This window comes from Burkholderia sp. WP9, assembly GCF_900104795.1.
In the GTDB taxonomy this organism is placed as follows: domain Bacteria; phylum Pseudomonadota; class Gammaproteobacteria; order Burkholderiales; family Burkholderiaceae; genus Paraburkholderia.
The window spans coordinates 386904-402004 of sequence record NZ_FNTG01000002.1 but is presented as its reverse complement, the minus strand read 5'-3'; the positions used below and the strand labels follow the sequence as shown (position 1 = coordinate 402004).

The window sequence follows — 15101 nt, the reverse complement described above, 5'->3', positions numbered from 1 at the left end:
TTGCTACGCCGCCACGGCGACGCGTTTTTTAACGCGCGTCGCCGGGCAGCACAGGCTGCGCGCGCAATGCGCGCAGCCTCTTCGACGACGCCGGCCGCCTGGCATTACGCGTGTCGTACCGGCCGGTGCGTACGGCGCGCTTCGCCTTCACGCGTCAGACCACAAACGTCCACCCGTTGCCCAGTTTTCGCGCTTCACGTCGGTGAGAATGATCTCCACCGAGTTGGCCTCGACGCCAAGCGATTCACAGGTCGCTTTGGTAATGGCTTCGACGAACTGGCGTTTCTGTTCCACCGAGCGGCCTTCGAAGAGTTCGATGTGAAACGTGGGCATGGCGTGACTCCGTATAGGGATGGGTTTGAGGTGAGCGTGAGGCGAATTCAAGCGCGATAGCCGGGATCGAGCCTGTCGAGTTTGCGCAGCAGGGCAGGCCATTCGAGTGCGCCTTCAATGGCGCCGCCGTCGTAAAGTTGTTCCGCGGTGCGTGCGGCGACCGCATCGCTCGGCACGACGAGTTCCGCGCCGCATGCTTGCGCTTGCAACTGGATCTCGCATGCCTTGAGCAGTGTTGCCATCAGCACATAGGCTTCCGCGACGGTGCGCCCAACGGTCAGCGTGCCGTGATTGCGCAATAGCATGGCGGGTTTGTCGGCGAGATGCGCGACGAGACGCTCGCCCTCCGCAGGCGTGAACGCAAGGCCTTCGTAAGCGTGATACGCGAGGTGGCCGTAAAAGCGCAGCGCATGTTGCGAAGCGGGCAGCAGGCCGGCCGGCTGAGCGGAAACCGCCACACCCGCCGTATTGTGCAAATGCATCACGCAGAACGCATCGGCGCGTGCCGCGTGAACCGCCGCGTGCAGCGCGAAGCCGGTCGCGTTCACCGCATGTTCGCTCGCGCCGACGATGTTGCCGTCTATATCGATCTTCACGAGGTTCGACGCGCGGACTTCATCGAAGGCGAGGCCGAATGGATTGATCAGGAAGTGGCCGGGCTCGCCCGGAACGCTCGCCGAGATATGCGTGTAGATCAGATCGTCCCAGCCGTTGAGCGCCGCGAGCCGATAGGCGGCGGCGAGGTCGACGCGGGTTTGCCGCTCCGCGTCGGACCGTGGCCCCGCTTCGGCGACGCGGCCGGCAGGGGTGTGAGTGAACGACATGACTGTCTCCTGAAATTTTTGCAGCACCGCGTTGCGTGCATGACGCTCCCCGACGGCCTAACTCACGCGTCTGGCCGGACCCGGATCCGGAGTCGCCGCGCTGCGCACGGCGTCGATCCGCTGCGCCGGTTCAGCGGCCGCGACGCCATGCGCCGAGCGCTGCCTGAGCCATTGCACGCTCCACGTCGCGAGGACGAAAGGCGCTGTCATAACCGGCCAGCCGATGTGGGCGGCCGCCGCTTGCAGCACGACCGACAGGGCCACACCGCCGAGCATCGTAACGACACCGCAGTCGGCAAGCGCGAGCGCGGTCAGTGCGCCGTTGAATCCTAACAGGCCTGCATCGAACGAGCTTGCCGTCGCGCCAAGCATTAGATGCGCGACGCTCGCGAACCCCGCGCCGATCAACGCCCGCAACGCATGCTTGCGTGACGAAGCCGCGATCCCGATCAACACCAGCAAGCCAGCCAGTGCGTCCGATGCGAAGCCGGTTTGTGCGAAACCGGAGAGCAGGCCGCCGCCCCATTCCAGCGCGCTCGATGCGGGCGTCGCGGCCACGCTTGCCGGTTGCGGGTTCGCCGCGACGAACGGCAGCCAAAGCCAGCTGATGATCAGACACGGGCTCGAAAAAAAGCCGAGCCCGCGCGCGCGCAGCATGCGCGACCATGGCTCCAGAAGCCATGCCGTGGCGGTGGCGGCGAGAATCGCCACAGCGGCGGCGGTGGCATTGTCGGCGATGAAGTTGAAGGCGGCGAGACCCGCCAGCGCGCCATTGAAGCCGTGCAAGCCGGCACGCGTATCGTCCTCGCGATATCCGGCGAGGACCGCACTCACATTGGCCGCAACCGCGCCCATGAGCGCGGCGCAAGCGAGGCGCGGATCGTCCAGCAGCCATGCGCCGAGCAGGCACGCGCCGGTGAAGGCGTTCGGTTGCAGCACGATCTGGCCGAGACTGCGCAACAGCGTGCGCAAGGCGGCGGATTGAGCTTCGGTCGCGGCGGCGTGCATGATGTGAAGGCGGCGTGATGTCGATGAGGCGCAAATCCCGGGCGCGCACGGCAAGCGCGCCGGCAGGAGAACTGGGAATGGCGAGGATAGGCCAGCTACGGCGCGCCGTGCATCGCCATGCTTGATAGTGGCTATTTGCGACACCGGCCACGCCACGGCGTGTCGGTGAGCCGAAAGCTTTCGCGCTACGATAGTAGCCCGGCGTGCAGCCTGCGCCGTTTCACGAGGAGACAGTCAGATGCGTGAAGTACGGTGGGCATCGGAAGAGGGCGACGGCATCGAACATCTGGCGTTCGATGCGCATGAGGACGGCTTCGCGGTAGAAAGCGCCCTGGTCGGGCAGCGCTATGGGAAGCCGTATGGGCTGCACTACAAGGTGCGTTGTGACGCGCAATGGCGCACGCGCTTTGCGTGGCTGAAGATCGTCGGCGGCGGCGAACTGGAATTGCATGGCGATGGCGAGGGCCACTGGCGCGATGGCCACGGGCTTGCACTGAGTGCGATCGAAGGTTGCATCGACATCGATATCGCCGCCACGCCGTTCACCAACACGCTGCCGATTCGCCGTTTGCAACTGGCGGAGGGCGAGCGCCGGCCCATTTCGGTAGCGTATATCTCTACGCCGGATTTGCAGGTGACGCGCGTGGAGCAAGCCTATACGTGCATCGCATTGCACGGCGAGTATCGCTACGAGGGCATCTTCCGCGACTTTACGGCCGACATGAAGGTGGACGAAGACGGCCTCGTGATCGACTATCCGACGCTGTTCACACGCCTGCCGCGCGAGCGTTGAGCGTCGATGCGGTCGAGCCGCCGTGGTCCGTGCGGTGCCGTTCCACAAAACGCTCGATGCTTGCCGCGATCCGTTCGGGTTCGCGCAGCACGACCCAGTGGCCCGCATCGATCTCGATGCGTTCATATGCGCCGAGCCAGCCCTCCAGTCCAAGAGAGAGCGCCGGCCCGACATAACGGTCACGCAGCGGCACGAGGAATTGCACCGGCGCGTGCGCATGACGCGCGCGCGGGTGCAGCAGCTTGTCGATGAAATTGGCGCGGTAGAGATTCAAGCCGTTGATCGCGTTGCGCATCTGCGCGGGATCGGGCGCCGGGCGCACGCGTTCCGTCACCCGCAGCCATAGCGGCCACAGACGTGCGCCGCCCGCGCGCCATACCAGCTCGGGCAGCCACGGCAAATGGAAAAAGAAAATATACCAGGACTTGAGCGTCTGCCGGACACTGTTGCCGAACGGGCGCTTCTTTGTCTGCTGCGCGGGTTGAGTGTCACCGCCGCCGCGCAAGTCGAAGGAAGCATGATCGAGACACGGCCCTGAGATCGACGTGTACGAAGCAATGCGGCCTTTGAACGCGGGATCGGTCACGGCTTCCCAGCATTGAATCGAGCCCCAGTCGTGCCCGACGAGGTGAAACGGCCGCGTGCCGCACGTGGCGTCGGCGACGGCGGCAAGATCGGCGGCGAGGCGTTCGAGCCGGTAAGCGTGACGCGTGGCCGGCGCCTCGGAAGCTCCCGCGCCGCGCACGTCGTAGGCGATCACGCGGTAGCGCACATCCAGTTGCACGCGCACCGGTTCCCACACCGCCGCCGAATCGGGGTAGCCGTGTACCAGCACGATGGGCGGCGCCTCGCGCGGTCCGCTCACATAAACCGCGAGCCGCACGCCGCCGGCCTCGACCGAGAGCGTGTCGCGTATCACGCGGCCGCCTGCACGCCGCGCCGCGTGGCTTTGCGGGCGCTCGGCGTGGCCGCATTGGTGGCATCGACCGCGGCAACCAGTCCGTCGATACGCGCCAGTTGCGCGCGGTTGTCGTGATCCCACGGATGAAAGCCGGGCCGGAAAAAGCTCAGCCACTCACCGGCGATGCGAGGAAACACACCGTGGCGCGGGCCGTACAGATATTTCACGACGCGCCACATGCCGCGCAGATGGCCACCGCGCTTGCGGTCGGCGATGATGAGCCGCACATGGTAGTCGAATACGATCAGCCAGAACGTCACGGTGGTGGCGAGCATGGTGCCGGTGCGCAGGAGATAACGGCCGAGTCCGGGCTTGAGCACGGTGTTCCACACGTCGTACGAAACGGATTTATGCTCGGTTTCTTCGAGTGCATGCCAGGTCCACATCTGCGTATAGCCCTCCACCGACCCGCCGATGCGCGTCGCGTCCTGCAGCAGCAGGCCCGCCAGCATGGCCGTGTAATGCTCGAGGCAGACGGTGACCGCGAGCTGGTACGAATGCGGCAGAACCTTGCGGCCGAAGTTGAGAATCGCCCATAGCCGTTTGTCGAGCTTATGCGCGGGCAAGCCGGCTTCCTGCAACAGATCGTTGTACTCCACATGCTCGCGCGTGTGCATGGCTTCCTGGCCGATGAAGCCGAGCACCTGCTTCTTCAGCACCGGGTCGTCGATCTGGTCGCGGTAGTTGCGCACGCTGTCCATGAAGAAACGCTCGCCGGCCGGAAACAGCAGCGAAAGCGCATTGAAGAAGTGTGTCACATGCGAGCCCTGCACGTGCCAATCGCAGGCACGTTCCTGCGGCAAGTTGAAACGGAGGTCGCGGCGAACCGGCATCATGGCCTTTCTCCTTGTGAGTCTCTATGTGTTGCTGAATGTTCTGAGCGAGTGACGTGCATTGCGCAGCTTTATGCGCGCTTGCCGTCCACCTGCGCGGCGCGCCGCGCGCGTTTCTCCGCGATGCGTTTCATCCGCCGCGTTTGCATCACCACCAGTGCCTGATAGGCCGCCGGCAACGTGCGCGCCAGCCAGTCGGCGGCCCGCGCGTCGCGTCCGATCAGCACGCGCCGTTTGTTCTTGCGCACGCCGTCGAGAATCACGCGCGCGGCTTCGTCGGCGGTGGTGATGAAGAACTTCTCGAAGTCGTCCTTGCCCTGCTGTTCGGTTTCCAGCATGAAGCCGACCATGTTCGACGAGATACGGCTCGATTGCGCGATGGCCGTGCGGATGCCGCCCGGATGCACGCAGGTGGCCGACACGCCGCACTTCATCAGGTCGAGTTCCTGGCGCAGTGCTTCCGTAAAGCCGCGCACCGCGAATTTGGTCGCGTTGTAGCCGCTCATGCCCGGCTGGGAGAACAGTCCGAACACGCTAGACGTATTGACGATATGCCCCGCACCGGACGCCTTGATGTATGGCAGAAATGCCTTGGTGCCGTGCACCACGCCCCAGAAGTTGATGCCGACGATCCACTCCAGATCGGCGTAGTCCATGCCTTCGATGGTGCTCGACAGCGCGACGCCTGCGTTGTTGAACACGAGGTTGACGCGCTGATGCTGCGCGGCGGTTTCGGCGGCCCAGTCGAACATCGCGGTGCGGTCAGCTACATCGAGCACGCGGGTGGTGATGCGCAGCGGCGCGCCGACGATGTGTGGCGCCGCGGCCTGAGCAAGCTGCGCGGTTTCGGCGAGGCTTGCGGCATTACGGTCGGCTAGCGCGAGGTGGCAGCCTTCGCGCGCGAGCTGGATCGCGAGCGAGCGGCCCATGCCCGAGCCTGCGCCGGTGATCGCGGCCACTCTGTCAGTAAAGTTTTTCATTGGCTTATCTCCATGCACAGCGTTCAACCAGAGCTAGTGCTTCAACCTTTCACTCCGGCCCTATGCGAAATTGTTGTTGTCCTCTCTGAACAGCGCCTGTCGTTATCGTTATGTCCTCTCAGGTCGCCTCCACCGACGCCGTCGCGCCGCCGTGAGCGTGGGCGGACGGCGGCGACACCGTCGGTGCGCTTGCCGGTTGCGGCGCGGGCGAATACGCAAGGTAGTCGTTCATGCTGAACGTGCTGGTGGCCTGGCGGAATTTGTATGCGAATCCCGGCCACAGCGTGGTGTTCTTGCCGGTTTTCGGATCGAGATACCAGCTCTTGCAGCCGCCCGTGGACCAGATTGCGCGGCCGAGTTTCTGCTGGATCTGTTCGTTGTAGGCACGCTCTACCTGCGGACGCACTTCGATCGCGTCGGCGCGTTCCGCGGTCATCGTCTTCAGTGCGCGCAGAATGTATTCGACCTGCGACTCGATCATGAACACCATCGAGTTATGACCGAGACCGGTATTCGGTCCGACGATCATGAAGAAGTTCGGATAACCAGGCAATGTCGTACCGAGATATGCATGCGCGCCGTCGCGCCATGTGTCGACGATATCGACGCCGCCGCGCCCGCGCACCACGCCGCGCGGAAACGGATCGGCCACCTGAAAACCGGTGCCGAAGATCAGGCAGTCGGCGCGGTGACGCTTACCGTCGGTGGTGACGACCGCGTCCTCCTCGATACGGGCGATGCCGGTGGTCGTCACCGAAACATTCTGGCGCGACAGGGCGGGGAAGTAGTCGTTCGAAATCAGGATGCGCTTGCAGCCCATCGTGTAGTTGGGCGTGAGCGTCGCGCGTAATTGCGGATCGCGGACCTGGCGGCGCAGATGCCGCTCGGCGACTTTTTGCGCCGTCTTCATCAGCGAAGGATGAACCGCAAAGCCAAACGCACGCGATTCGAGCATGCAGTAGAGCGCCGAGCGCATGATCTTCTGAGTGAACGGCAGGTGCTTGAATAGCCATTGTTCCAGCGGTTTCACGCGGCGGTCGGCCTTCGGCATGATCCACGGCGGCGTGCGCTGGAACAGATCGAGATGCGCGACGCGCGGCGCGATCTGCGGGACGAACTGGATCGCGCTTGCGCCGGTGCCGATCACGGCGACGCGCTTGCCTTCGAGCGAATAGCTGTGGTCCCAGTGCTGTGAATGAAACGCTTTGCCCTTGAAGTTTTCGATGCCGGGAATGTTCGGCATGGCCGCGCGCGAGAGGCCGCCCATGCCCGAGATCAGCACGCGCGCCGACCATTGCTGGCCGTTCGCGAAGGTCAATTGCCAGCGGTGGCGCGTCTCGTCGTAGGTCGCCGTTGCGAGTTCGTGGCCGAAGCGCAGATGCCGCTGCACGCCGAAGCGCTGCGTGCATTCCTCCAGATAAGCGCGGATTTCCGGTTGGCGCGCGAACATACGGGTCCAGCGCGGATTCGGGGCGAAGGAGAACGAATAGACGTGGGATTGGACGTCGCAGGCGCAACCGGGGTAGTGGTTGTCGCGCCAGGTGCCACCGACCGAGTCGGCTTTCTCGGCGACGATGAAATCGCTGATACCGGCCTGGCGCAGGCGGATCGCCATGCCGAGGCCGGCAAACCCGGAGCCGATAATGGCGATGTCGGTCTCGATAGGCGCGAACGCGTCCGGCGCCGCGGTGTCGTGGGGCAGCATGCGTACGTTCATCCGTTTCGTCTCCTTTTTGACTCTCTTAACTGTTACATTGCTGGATGTAACAATAGAGGCTGGTAACGGATGACGCAAGAAGGCGGTTAGACGCGCCCCTCTAGGACTGGAGGCACGCTATGTTCACTTCGCGGCCAGGGCCGCCGCGACGTCCCGGTTCTGCCAGACGCTGTCTTTCACGGTAATTTTCTGCGGGATCAGATTGGCGCCGTAGAACGCGTCGGCGACGCTCTGCTGCGAGCGCACGATTTCGTCCGTGACGGGCGTCGTGCCGTACGGATAGCGGCGCACCCACGTCTCGACCAGTTTCTGATCGAGACCGACCTTCGGCGCGATCAGCGCGGCGGTTTCCACCGGGTGGGCGTTGACCCACAACCCGGCGGTGCGCAACTGGCCGAGAATCGCGCCGATCACATCGGCATGCTGTTGCGCGAGGTCGCGCGTCGCTTCATAGAAGTTGTACGGCGCGTTCAGTTCGCTGTAGTCGGCCAGCGTGCGTGCCTTGAGCGCCTGCTGTGCGGACGCGTAGTAAGGGTCCCAGATCACCCATGCATCGACGCTGCCGCTTTCGAAGGCGGCGCGGGCGTCGGCGGGGGGCAGGTACACCGGACGAATGTCCTCGTAGCGCAGTCCCGCTTTCTTGAGCGCTTCCAGTAGCAGATAGTTCGAACTCGATCCCTTCTGCAGCGCGACGCGCTTGCCCTTCAGATCGGCCACGTCATGCAGCGGCGAGTCGTTTTTGACCAGAATGGCTTCGGCGTGACGTCCCGACGGTTCCGCACCCACGTACACGAAGCGCACGCCGCTCGCCTGCGCGAACACCGGCGGCGGCGCGCCCGTGTAGCCGAAGTCGATGCTGTTCGCGTTCAACGCTTCGAGCAATTGCGGTCCTGCCGGAAATTCGAACCATTTGATGCTATAGCCCAGCGGCTTGAGCTTTTCGTCGAGGGAGCCCTGGGCCTTGAGCACCGCGAGTAAGCCTGATTTCTGATAGCCGATGCGCAATACCCTGGCCGGCTCGCCGGCGTTGCCGCTGGTCTGCGCGGTGGCGCTGAAAGTCGTGAATGCCGCGAGCAGGGCCGCGGCGAATTGAAGCGAAAAACCGGTATGACGGGCCATCCTGCGAATCTCCATTGCGTTCGATTGGTGTGGCCGCGGTTTGTTTTCAGCGTGATCTGCGCACGTCTGCGCTAGCCATGGCGAGGGCTTGCGGAGATGGCTGAAAACGTGTTGCGGCGACGTTCGGGGATCGTCGCATGGACGTCCCGCTGTTCAAACGAAGCAATGCAGATTTGAATATGACGTGCGCCGGAAGATGGCGCCGTTCACGCGTCCCGCTCGCCGCGTCAGTGGGCGTGTACAAACACTAACGCGGCCTCGACTGCGCGCAGGCTTACTTTTTTGATTTGTCTTTCTTCACTGCGGCGGCTGTGCCTTCGGCGGGATGGCCCAGTTTCTTTTCCATGATGCCCGCGACGCGGTCGCCCAGGTAGTCGCCGGAGGCTTCTTCGAGCGCGCGGTTCATTTCGCTTTCGACCAGCACCATGGCGAGCGGCCGCACGCGCCAGATGGCCTCGACCAGAGCGGGTACGTCGGCGGGCGGCGGCAGCGCGCCGGCCTCGTAGCGGTCCAGTTGGCGAACCACCAGATCGACCAGCGCTTTGGCAACCGCGTTGAAATGCGGCCTTGCGATGCCCACGGCGTCGAGCAGGTCGGCAAGCGGAATGCCTTCCTTCGCCATCGTGGCGCCGGCGGCCAGCGCTGTCGGGCTGCCAGACACGAAGGAAAGGCCGTTGCGCTCCAGCAGGCCGAGCTCGACCGCTTTGCCGAGCGCGCTCGGCGAGGCTTTGTCGCCGAACATTTGCAGCAGTTCGATCAGCGAGTACTTTTTCGGCCGCTCGCGCGACCAGCGGCCGCCGATCGCCGTTTCCAGACCGAGGATGGAGCGAAGATCGTGGCCTTCGTCGACTGCCATGATCAGGTCCTGGATGTTGGCTAGCGTGTAGCCGCGTGCGAGCAGATGGTTGATCAGCTTCAAACGCGACACGTGCGTGTCGTCGTAGACGCCGACGCGGCCGCGCTTCTCCGGCGGAGCAAGCAGTCCCCGGTCCTGATAGGCGCGCACGTTGCGCACGGTGGTGTCGGTGACGCGCGCGAGTTCGTCGACGGTGTATTCGTTGCGCGGCGAGGCGCTGGCCGGGTCGCCGGAATCGGCGTACAGCGGCGGGACAGGAGGCGGCGTGTTGGGCATGGCGGGATTTTAACGCGCTGGCGCGCGCGGCCGCCAGCGCGCCCGCCGCATGCACGCCGGTGATCGGAACTTTCGCGGGGATGCGCTTATATTGCCGGTGCTACTTTTGCACGATTCACCGTGAGTGCTTTTCTGTCCGCGCATGAACGACGGATTGCGCGACGCATTGCGTAGGTTTCAGACGTGACGGGCGTCACGCTTCAGACGCCTGCCGACGCAATGTCGTCCGGCGAGGTCGAATCGCCTTTGCCAAGCGTGCGTTGCATCAACGTGGTGTCGAGCCAGCGACCGTGTTTGAAACCCACCGACTTCAACGTGCCGGTCAATTCGAAACCCAGTTGCGTATGCAGCGATAGCGAACCGCCGCTGCCGCCGTCCGCGATCACGGCGACCATCTGGCGCCACGGTCCGGTTTCGCAGCGCTCGATCAGCGCCTCGAGCAATACGCGCCCCAGCCCCCGGCCGCGATAGGCGTCGTTCACGTAAATCGAATCTTCGATGGTGTTGCGATACGCGGCGCGCGGCCGGTACGGCGTCGCGTAGCAATAGCCTGCGACCTCGCCGTCGATCTGCGCGACCATGTACGGCAGCCCATGGCTGCGTACCGATGCGAGCCGCATGCGCAGGTCGTCGACGGAAGGCGGAATTTCCTCGAACGAGGCGACGCCGGTCAGGACGTGGTGTGCGTAGATGGCCTGGATCGCGGGAAGGTCGGCTTCAGTGGCGTCGCGGATCAGCGGGGCGGCTTCGTTCGCTGAGGCCGCAACAGAGGGCGCGGGGCGGGTGGTGCTCATACGTGTTCCTGTCGTGGCGATAAGTCTGCGGATACGTTTTACTATGCCCGCCGCGCGCGCGAATTTGAAGTGAGTCAAAAATCGCCGGGACGTATAGCCGGTATCCGTGCACGGACTGATCGGCCGCGCCGCGCGCACGGCCGGGGTTGCGCCGCTCAGTTCGGCCGCGCCGCGCGCACGGCCGGGATTGCGCTACTTAGCTATGCGAGTACGTCTCGGGCTGTGTCACATGCCCGCGATGGTGCCGGGAATGCTTCACCTTATGTTTCGGGCTGGCTTTCGGCTGCGACGCGTGCTGTTCGTCAGGCGCCGCAGCCGCCGGCGCTTGAGCCTGCGCACGAGGCGCGGGCGCGGGGTGCGTATTGCCTGAAGGCAGCCCGCTTTGGCCTTCGCCGAAACGGAAGGTTTGCGAAGTCTGGGCGTATGCGCCAACAGAGCATGTCAGCGCGGCGGCAGCCAGGCAAATTGAAAGCTTCATGGATCCTCCTTCTGAACGAGCCGGTGAGGATACCTGTTTTCCTGACAGTCGATCGATCACATCAGGCGCAAGCAGCCCGCTTGCCTCATTGTCGAGCGGTGACGCGCGCGTTGAGTCGATGGTCGGTCGCAAGGCGAAGCGAGCGGAATGCGTCAGAGGTCGTCGAACTGATCGAATTCGCTTTGCAGTTCACGGTTGCGCGCCACGCGTTCGTCGAGGTCCGGCCCGAGCCTATCGACGATCGCCGAGATCAGCAGATTGAACAGGCAGGTAAGCGGCGCGAGCGAATCCCAGAACTGGCCGACGTCCGTTTTGACCTGTAGCAGATCGCCGTCGAATTCGCGCGCCCACGGACAATAAATGTCGGTGATGAGCGCGAACGGCAGGCCGCGACGTGTGGCGGCTTCGCAATAGCGGCGCGCGACCTTCGAATAGGCGCGGGTGTCGGTGACGATCAGATACGGCGCTTCGAACCCCGAGTTCAGCGAATCGACGTACGAACCCGACATGCCGTCGGAATAGAACACGCGCGGGCGGATGTATTCCAGGTAGCTGTAGAACGCGTTGCTGATGCCGCGCGTGGACTGAATGCCGAGAATGTAGACCGCATCGGCGTTGGCGATACGCTCGGCCACGCGCGCGAACACCGGCGATTGGGCGAGCTGATAGACATGCTGGATCGCACCGATCTCGAGTTCGAGCGAGTGGGCGAGCGCGGGGTTGGGCGCGACGGACGAAGCGGCTTCCAGCGGGGTGTCGTCGTGATGGCCCGCGGTGCGGCGGAACGCGTCGAGGCGGTCAGTGATCAGCCAGGGGCGCTCCTGAGCGCCGCGCAGTTCGCGCTTCAGGTCGTCGAGATTCTGGTAGCCGATGCTGCGCAGGAACCGGCCGACCGAAATGCCGCTCGTACCGGCTTGCTGGGCGATCTGGTCGGCGGTTTCGAGACCGAGCCGGTCGAGGTTGGCCAGCATATAGCTGGCGACGCGTTTGGAGGTGGGGGTGAGTTCGGCAAAGCGGGCTTCGACGGTTTGAGCAAATGCGGTCGGCATCGTAGTCGCGTGGCGGGGCAGTGGTTAATCGATCATCGGGATGATGACATATTCAACCGGCTGCTCGCGCCGCGCGCGTCTGAAAGGTGGCCCACGCGAATGCGTAGCGCGGACGATGCGCCGATCAGGCAACCGGCCGCGCCGGCGCCGCCCGTGAGAAGCGCCGTGCGCCCGCCACGCAGGCCACGACCACGACGGTGACGAGAATCATCGCGAGCGGCACCTGTTCGTGCAGGAGCAGTCCCGCAAGCATCAGGCCGAAGAACGGCTGCAGCAGTTGCAGTTGTCCGACGCCCGCAATGCCGCCGAGCGCGAGGCCGCGATACCAGAACACGAAGCCGATCAGCATGCTGAAGAGCGACACATAGGCGAGGGCCCAGAGCGCCGCGTGACTGACTCCGTCGAACGATGCGGGCCGTGCCCACAAGGCGAGCGGAAGCATGAGCGGCAGCGACAGCACGAGCGCCCACGAAATCACCTGCCAGCCGCCGAGATGGCGCGACAGACGCGCCCCTTCGGCATACCCCAGCCCGCAGGCGACGATGGCGGCCAGCATCAGCGCGTCGCCAACGGGCGATGCGTCGAGCCCGTGGCGCAAGGCGAAGGCTACTACGGCGCCGCTGCCGAGTGCCGAGAACAGCCAGAACGCCGGTTGCGGACGCTCGCCGCCGCGCAGCACGCCGAAGATCGCCGTGGCGAGCGGCAGGAGGCCGACGAACACCACGGCATGCGCCGAGCTCACGTGCCGCAGCGCCAACGCCGTCAGGAGCGGAAAGCCGATCACCACGCCGAGTGCGACTACCACGAGCGGGATCAGGTCGCGGCGCGCGGGGCGCGCCTGGCGAAACACGAGTAACAGCAACAGGCCGAGCGTGCCGGCGATCGTTGCGCGCGCGACCGTCAGGAACAGCGGATCCAGGCCTTCGACGGCGATGCGCGTGGCCGGCAGCGAGCCGCTGAAAATCAACACGCCTATGAAGCCGCTCAGCCAGCCGTTGGTTGTCTTGTCCATCCGGAGAGTCCATGCGTGAGGAGAGAGAACGCATAGCATCGGTTATCCGACCATGGACAGTAAGGTACGGATCGCTACAAATCGCCCAAACTGTATCGAGGAATGGAGCGGTACAGCGGCTACGCGACTTGCCACCCGCTGATACGGATTACCTTCGGCGGCAATGTTCCAGCTGCGTCATAAAGGTCTTATCGTGTCTATCATGAACTTGGAGTTCACGGGATTGCGCCGATCACTTCAGGAGACGAGCATGAGCAAGCTGACCACCACGATCAAGCACGAGTTCATGGAGATGCTTCCGCCGACCATCTATTTCTTCGTGATTCTCCACATTGTCGCGATCATGCGCGCGCTGATTACCCGAGGCTATGACGTGACGTTGCCGACGTCGGTTTCCGTGACCATCGCCGCGCTGATTCTCGGCAAATCGGTGCTGATCGCCAACATGCTGCCGTTCATCAACCGGTTTCCCGAGAAACCGCTGATCTGGAATATCGGCTGGAAAACGGTGATCTATACCTTGGTGGCTTTGATCGTGCATTACCTGGAGCATCTTTACGAATACTGGAAGGAGGCGCCGAGCCTCGCCGCCGCCAACGGCAGGTTGCTCGCCGATCTCAACTGGCCGCATTTCTGGGCCATCCAGATTCTGCTGGTGACGCTGATCGCGATCTACTGCGTCGTTGCCGAGCTGGTTCGCGTGATCGGCCGTGACAGGTTCATGGCAATGTTCTTCGGTCCCATTCCGCCGAAGGCGACCGGCCAGGCTGCCCGCTAGTCCAGTCGCTCCCGGTCGCGCGAGACGCGCGTTTGTCACGCTGCCAATCTTACTTGCATAGCAGAAGCAGCCGTTCCTGATCCGAACACGTGGGACGCGGTTTTGGCGCGGCCTGGGCCGCGGTGGCATTGATCGCGGCGCTCTTATTCGCGAGACATGCGCGCAGATGCTTCTCGACTGGTGAGTAGTATTTCCATCCACGCACGAGCGTCGGCAACTCCAGCTTCACCTGCTTCCACTTCGGGTGGCCATGCTCCTGGAGATTGTCGAAGTTGGCGCATAGCGAGTCGGCAAAGTGATTCAGATTGCCGACGGTATCGCGCAGACCGTAATCGTAGGTGACGAGAAAAGCCTTGACGGTCAGCGTGGGAACATCTTCCTTGAGCCAGTTCGGATAGCTGGTTGCGCGGATCGTCGCGGGGAAATAGGTCTGCTTGGCGCGGGCGGTTTCGGGTGCGGCCTGGTCGACCTTCAGGAGGCGGATCTGCTGCAGCAGGTCGGGATTCATGTCGTTGAACAGTTTCGCCGGCTGGCCGACCACGATAATCGCGACGTCCACTTTCTTCACGATCAGCGCGGCGAGCGCGTCCTCGTTGCTCAGATGCTGGATGTTCTGCTCGGGAATCGCCTGACCGAACATCAGGTGGTAGAGCGTGGTGGCAGATTGCGCGGTGCCGCTGCCGATCAGTCCGACACTGATGCTTTTGTCCTTGATGTCGGCGAACGTCTTCAAAGGCGAATCCGCGCGCACCACGACGTTAATCTCTTCGTCATAGAGCGGCATGATGAGCCGCAGCGGCCGGATTGCCGTACCCGCGTCGGCGTTGCCGGCGTTGGCCATGTCGATATACGCCTGATACACATCGGATTGCACCAGCGCGAGCTTGACCCCCGGCTCGAAGCGCATGCGTTGCACGTTTTCAGCCGAGCCTTTCGACGCCATCACTTCCAGATCGATGCCCGCCGGCTGCGCAACCCATTTCGACAGATCCTGGCCAATCTGGATATACGTGCCCCGTTCCGGACCGGTGACGATCTTGTAATGCGCTGGCTCCGCGCAGGCCAGCGAAAATACGACCATCAGCGCCAGCCCCAACCATCCCGCCAGAAGTCTCTTTAGCATGGTCTATCTACCTATCGGTCAGGTTCGTACAGCTTCGCGCGTCGGCACGCGAAGCACCAGTGAGCCGGTTTGCCATGTCATGTTCTATGTGCTGAGAAAGCCACGTCCGTCTGTTACCTCTCAAACCACGGGCGCTTTTGCGCGCCCTTATGCATTCGGATGCCGCT

At 63.7% G+C, this 15101-nt stretch carries 16 protein-coding genes; 2 read left to right on the top strand and 14 right to left on the bottom strand.

All coding sequences use genetic code 11. The features are described 5' to 3' along the window. Positions 1 to 147: 147 nt before the first annotated feature. From BLW71_RS23090 to BLW71_RS23080, 3 genes are read right to left on the bottom strand one after another with little or no spacing between them, the layout of a single operon-like run. Entirely contained in the window at positions 148 to 333 is a 186-nt protein-coding gene (locus BLW71_RS23090) for a 4-oxalocrotonate tautomerase (RefSeq protein WP_091802047.1), read from the bottom strand. Positions 334 to 380: 47 nt separating this feature from the next. Continuing rightward, on the bottom strand, positions 381 to 1157 hold the full coding sequence (locus tag BLW71_RS23085) for a class II aldolase/adducin family protein (RefSeq protein ID WP_091802044.1): 777 nt from the start codon (positions 1155 to 1157) through the stop codon (positions 381 to 383). A 57-nt stretch (positions 1158 to 1214) separates the two neighbouring features. Next, entirely contained in the window at positions 1215 to 2165 is a 951-nt protein-coding gene (locus BLW71_RS23080; RefSeq protein WP_091802042.1) for an urea transporter, read from the bottom strand. 238 nt (positions 2166 to 2403) lie between these two features. Between BLW71_RS23080 and BLW71_RS23075 the strand changes: the two genes are divergently transcribed. Then, positions 2404 to 2958, top strand: a complete 555-nt coding sequence (locus tag BLW71_RS23075; RefSeq protein WP_091802038.1) for a putative glycolipid-binding domain-containing protein — start codon at positions 2404 to 2406, stop codon at positions 2956 to 2958. Here the strand turns inward: BLW71_RS23075 and BLW71_RS23070 are convergent. From BLW71_RS23070 to BLW71_RS23025, 10 genes are all read right to left on the bottom strand, one after another. Beyond that, positions 2933 to 3877, bottom strand: coding sequence for an alpha/beta fold hydrolase (locus BLW71_RS23070; RefSeq protein WP_091802035.1), 945 nt, complete (start codon positions 3875 to 3877; stop codon positions 2933 to 2935). The two genes, BLW71_RS23075 and BLW71_RS23070, sit on opposite strands and share 26 nt — an antisense overlap. Continuing rightward, complete coding sequence (locus BLW71_RS23065; protein WP_091802032.1) at positions 3874 to 4755, bottom strand: metal-dependent hydrolase; 882 nt, start codon at positions 4753 to 4755, stop codon at positions 3874 to 3876. Before BLW71_RS23065 ends, BLW71_RS23070 begins: the two co-directional genes overlap by 4 nt. A gap of 68 nt (positions 4756 to 4823) precedes the next feature. Then, positions 4824 to 5732: an SDR family NAD(P)-dependent oxidoreductase gene (locus BLW71_RS23060; RefSeq protein ID WP_091802029.1), complete on the bottom strand. Its 909-nt coding sequence runs from the start codon at positions 5730 to 5732 to the stop codon at positions 4824 to 4826. Positions 5733 to 5850: 118 nt separating this feature from the next. Continuing rightward, entirely contained in the window at positions 5851 to 7449 is a 1599-nt protein-coding gene (locus BLW71_RS23055) for a flavin-containing monooxygenase (RefSeq protein WP_091802027.1), read from the bottom strand. Positions 7450 to 7572: 123 nt separating this feature from the next. Next, on the bottom strand, positions 7573 to 8568 hold the full coding sequence (locus BLW71_RS23050) for a sulfonate ABC transporter substrate-binding protein (RefSeq protein ID WP_091802024.1): 996 nt from the start codon (positions 8566 to 8568) through the stop codon (positions 7573 to 7575). 274 nt (positions 8569 to 8842) lie between these two features. Then, positions 8843 to 9700 carry a MerR family transcriptional regulator gene (locus BLW71_RS23045; protein ID WP_091802019.1) on the bottom strand — a complete coding sequence of 286 codons (858 nt, stop codon included), beginning with the start codon at positions 9698 to 9700 and terminating at the stop codon, positions 8843 to 8845. A 200-nt stretch (positions 9701 to 9900) separates the two neighbouring features. Further along, on the bottom strand, positions 9901 to 10494 hold the full coding sequence (locus tag BLW71_RS23040) for a GNAT family N-acetyltransferase (protein WP_091802016.1): 594 nt from the start codon (positions 10492 to 10494) through the stop codon (positions 9901 to 9903). A gap of 196 nt (positions 10495 to 10690) precedes the next feature. Next, positions 10691 to 10972, bottom strand: a complete 282-nt coding sequence (locus BLW71_RS42335) for a hypothetical protein (protein WP_091802013.1) — start codon at positions 10970 to 10972, stop codon at positions 10691 to 10693. Positions 10973 to 11124: 152 nt separating this feature from the next. After that, positions 11125 to 12021 (bottom strand): sap1 transcriptional regulator SapR, encoded by an 897-nt coding sequence (gene sapR / locus BLW71_RS23030; RefSeq protein ID WP_091802010.1) that lies wholly within the window; start codon positions 12019 to 12021, stop codon positions 11125 to 11127. Between the two features lie 124 nt (positions 12022 to 12145). Then, positions 12146 to 13033 (bottom strand): DMT family transporter, encoded by an 888-nt coding sequence (locus BLW71_RS23025; protein ID WP_091802007.1) that lies wholly within the window; start codon positions 13031 to 13033, stop codon positions 12146 to 12148. Positions 13034 to 13283: 250 nt separating this feature from the next. Here BLW71_RS23025 and BLW71_RS23020 point away from each other — a divergent pair, with 250 nt between their 5' ends. Then, positions 13284 to 13811 (top strand): hypothetical protein, encoded by a 528-nt coding sequence (locus BLW71_RS23020; protein ID WP_091802004.1) that lies wholly within the window; start codon positions 13284 to 13286, stop codon positions 13809 to 13811. Positions 13812 to 13860: 49 nt separating this feature from the next. Here BLW71_RS23020 and BLW71_RS23015 read toward each other — a convergent pair whose 3' ends face one another. Then, positions 13861 to 14934, bottom strand: a complete 1074-nt coding sequence (locus tag BLW71_RS23015; protein ID WP_091802001.1) for a TAXI family TRAP transporter solute-binding subunit — start codon at positions 14932 to 14934, stop codon at positions 13861 to 13863. Positions 14935 to 15101: the final 167 nt, after the last annotated feature.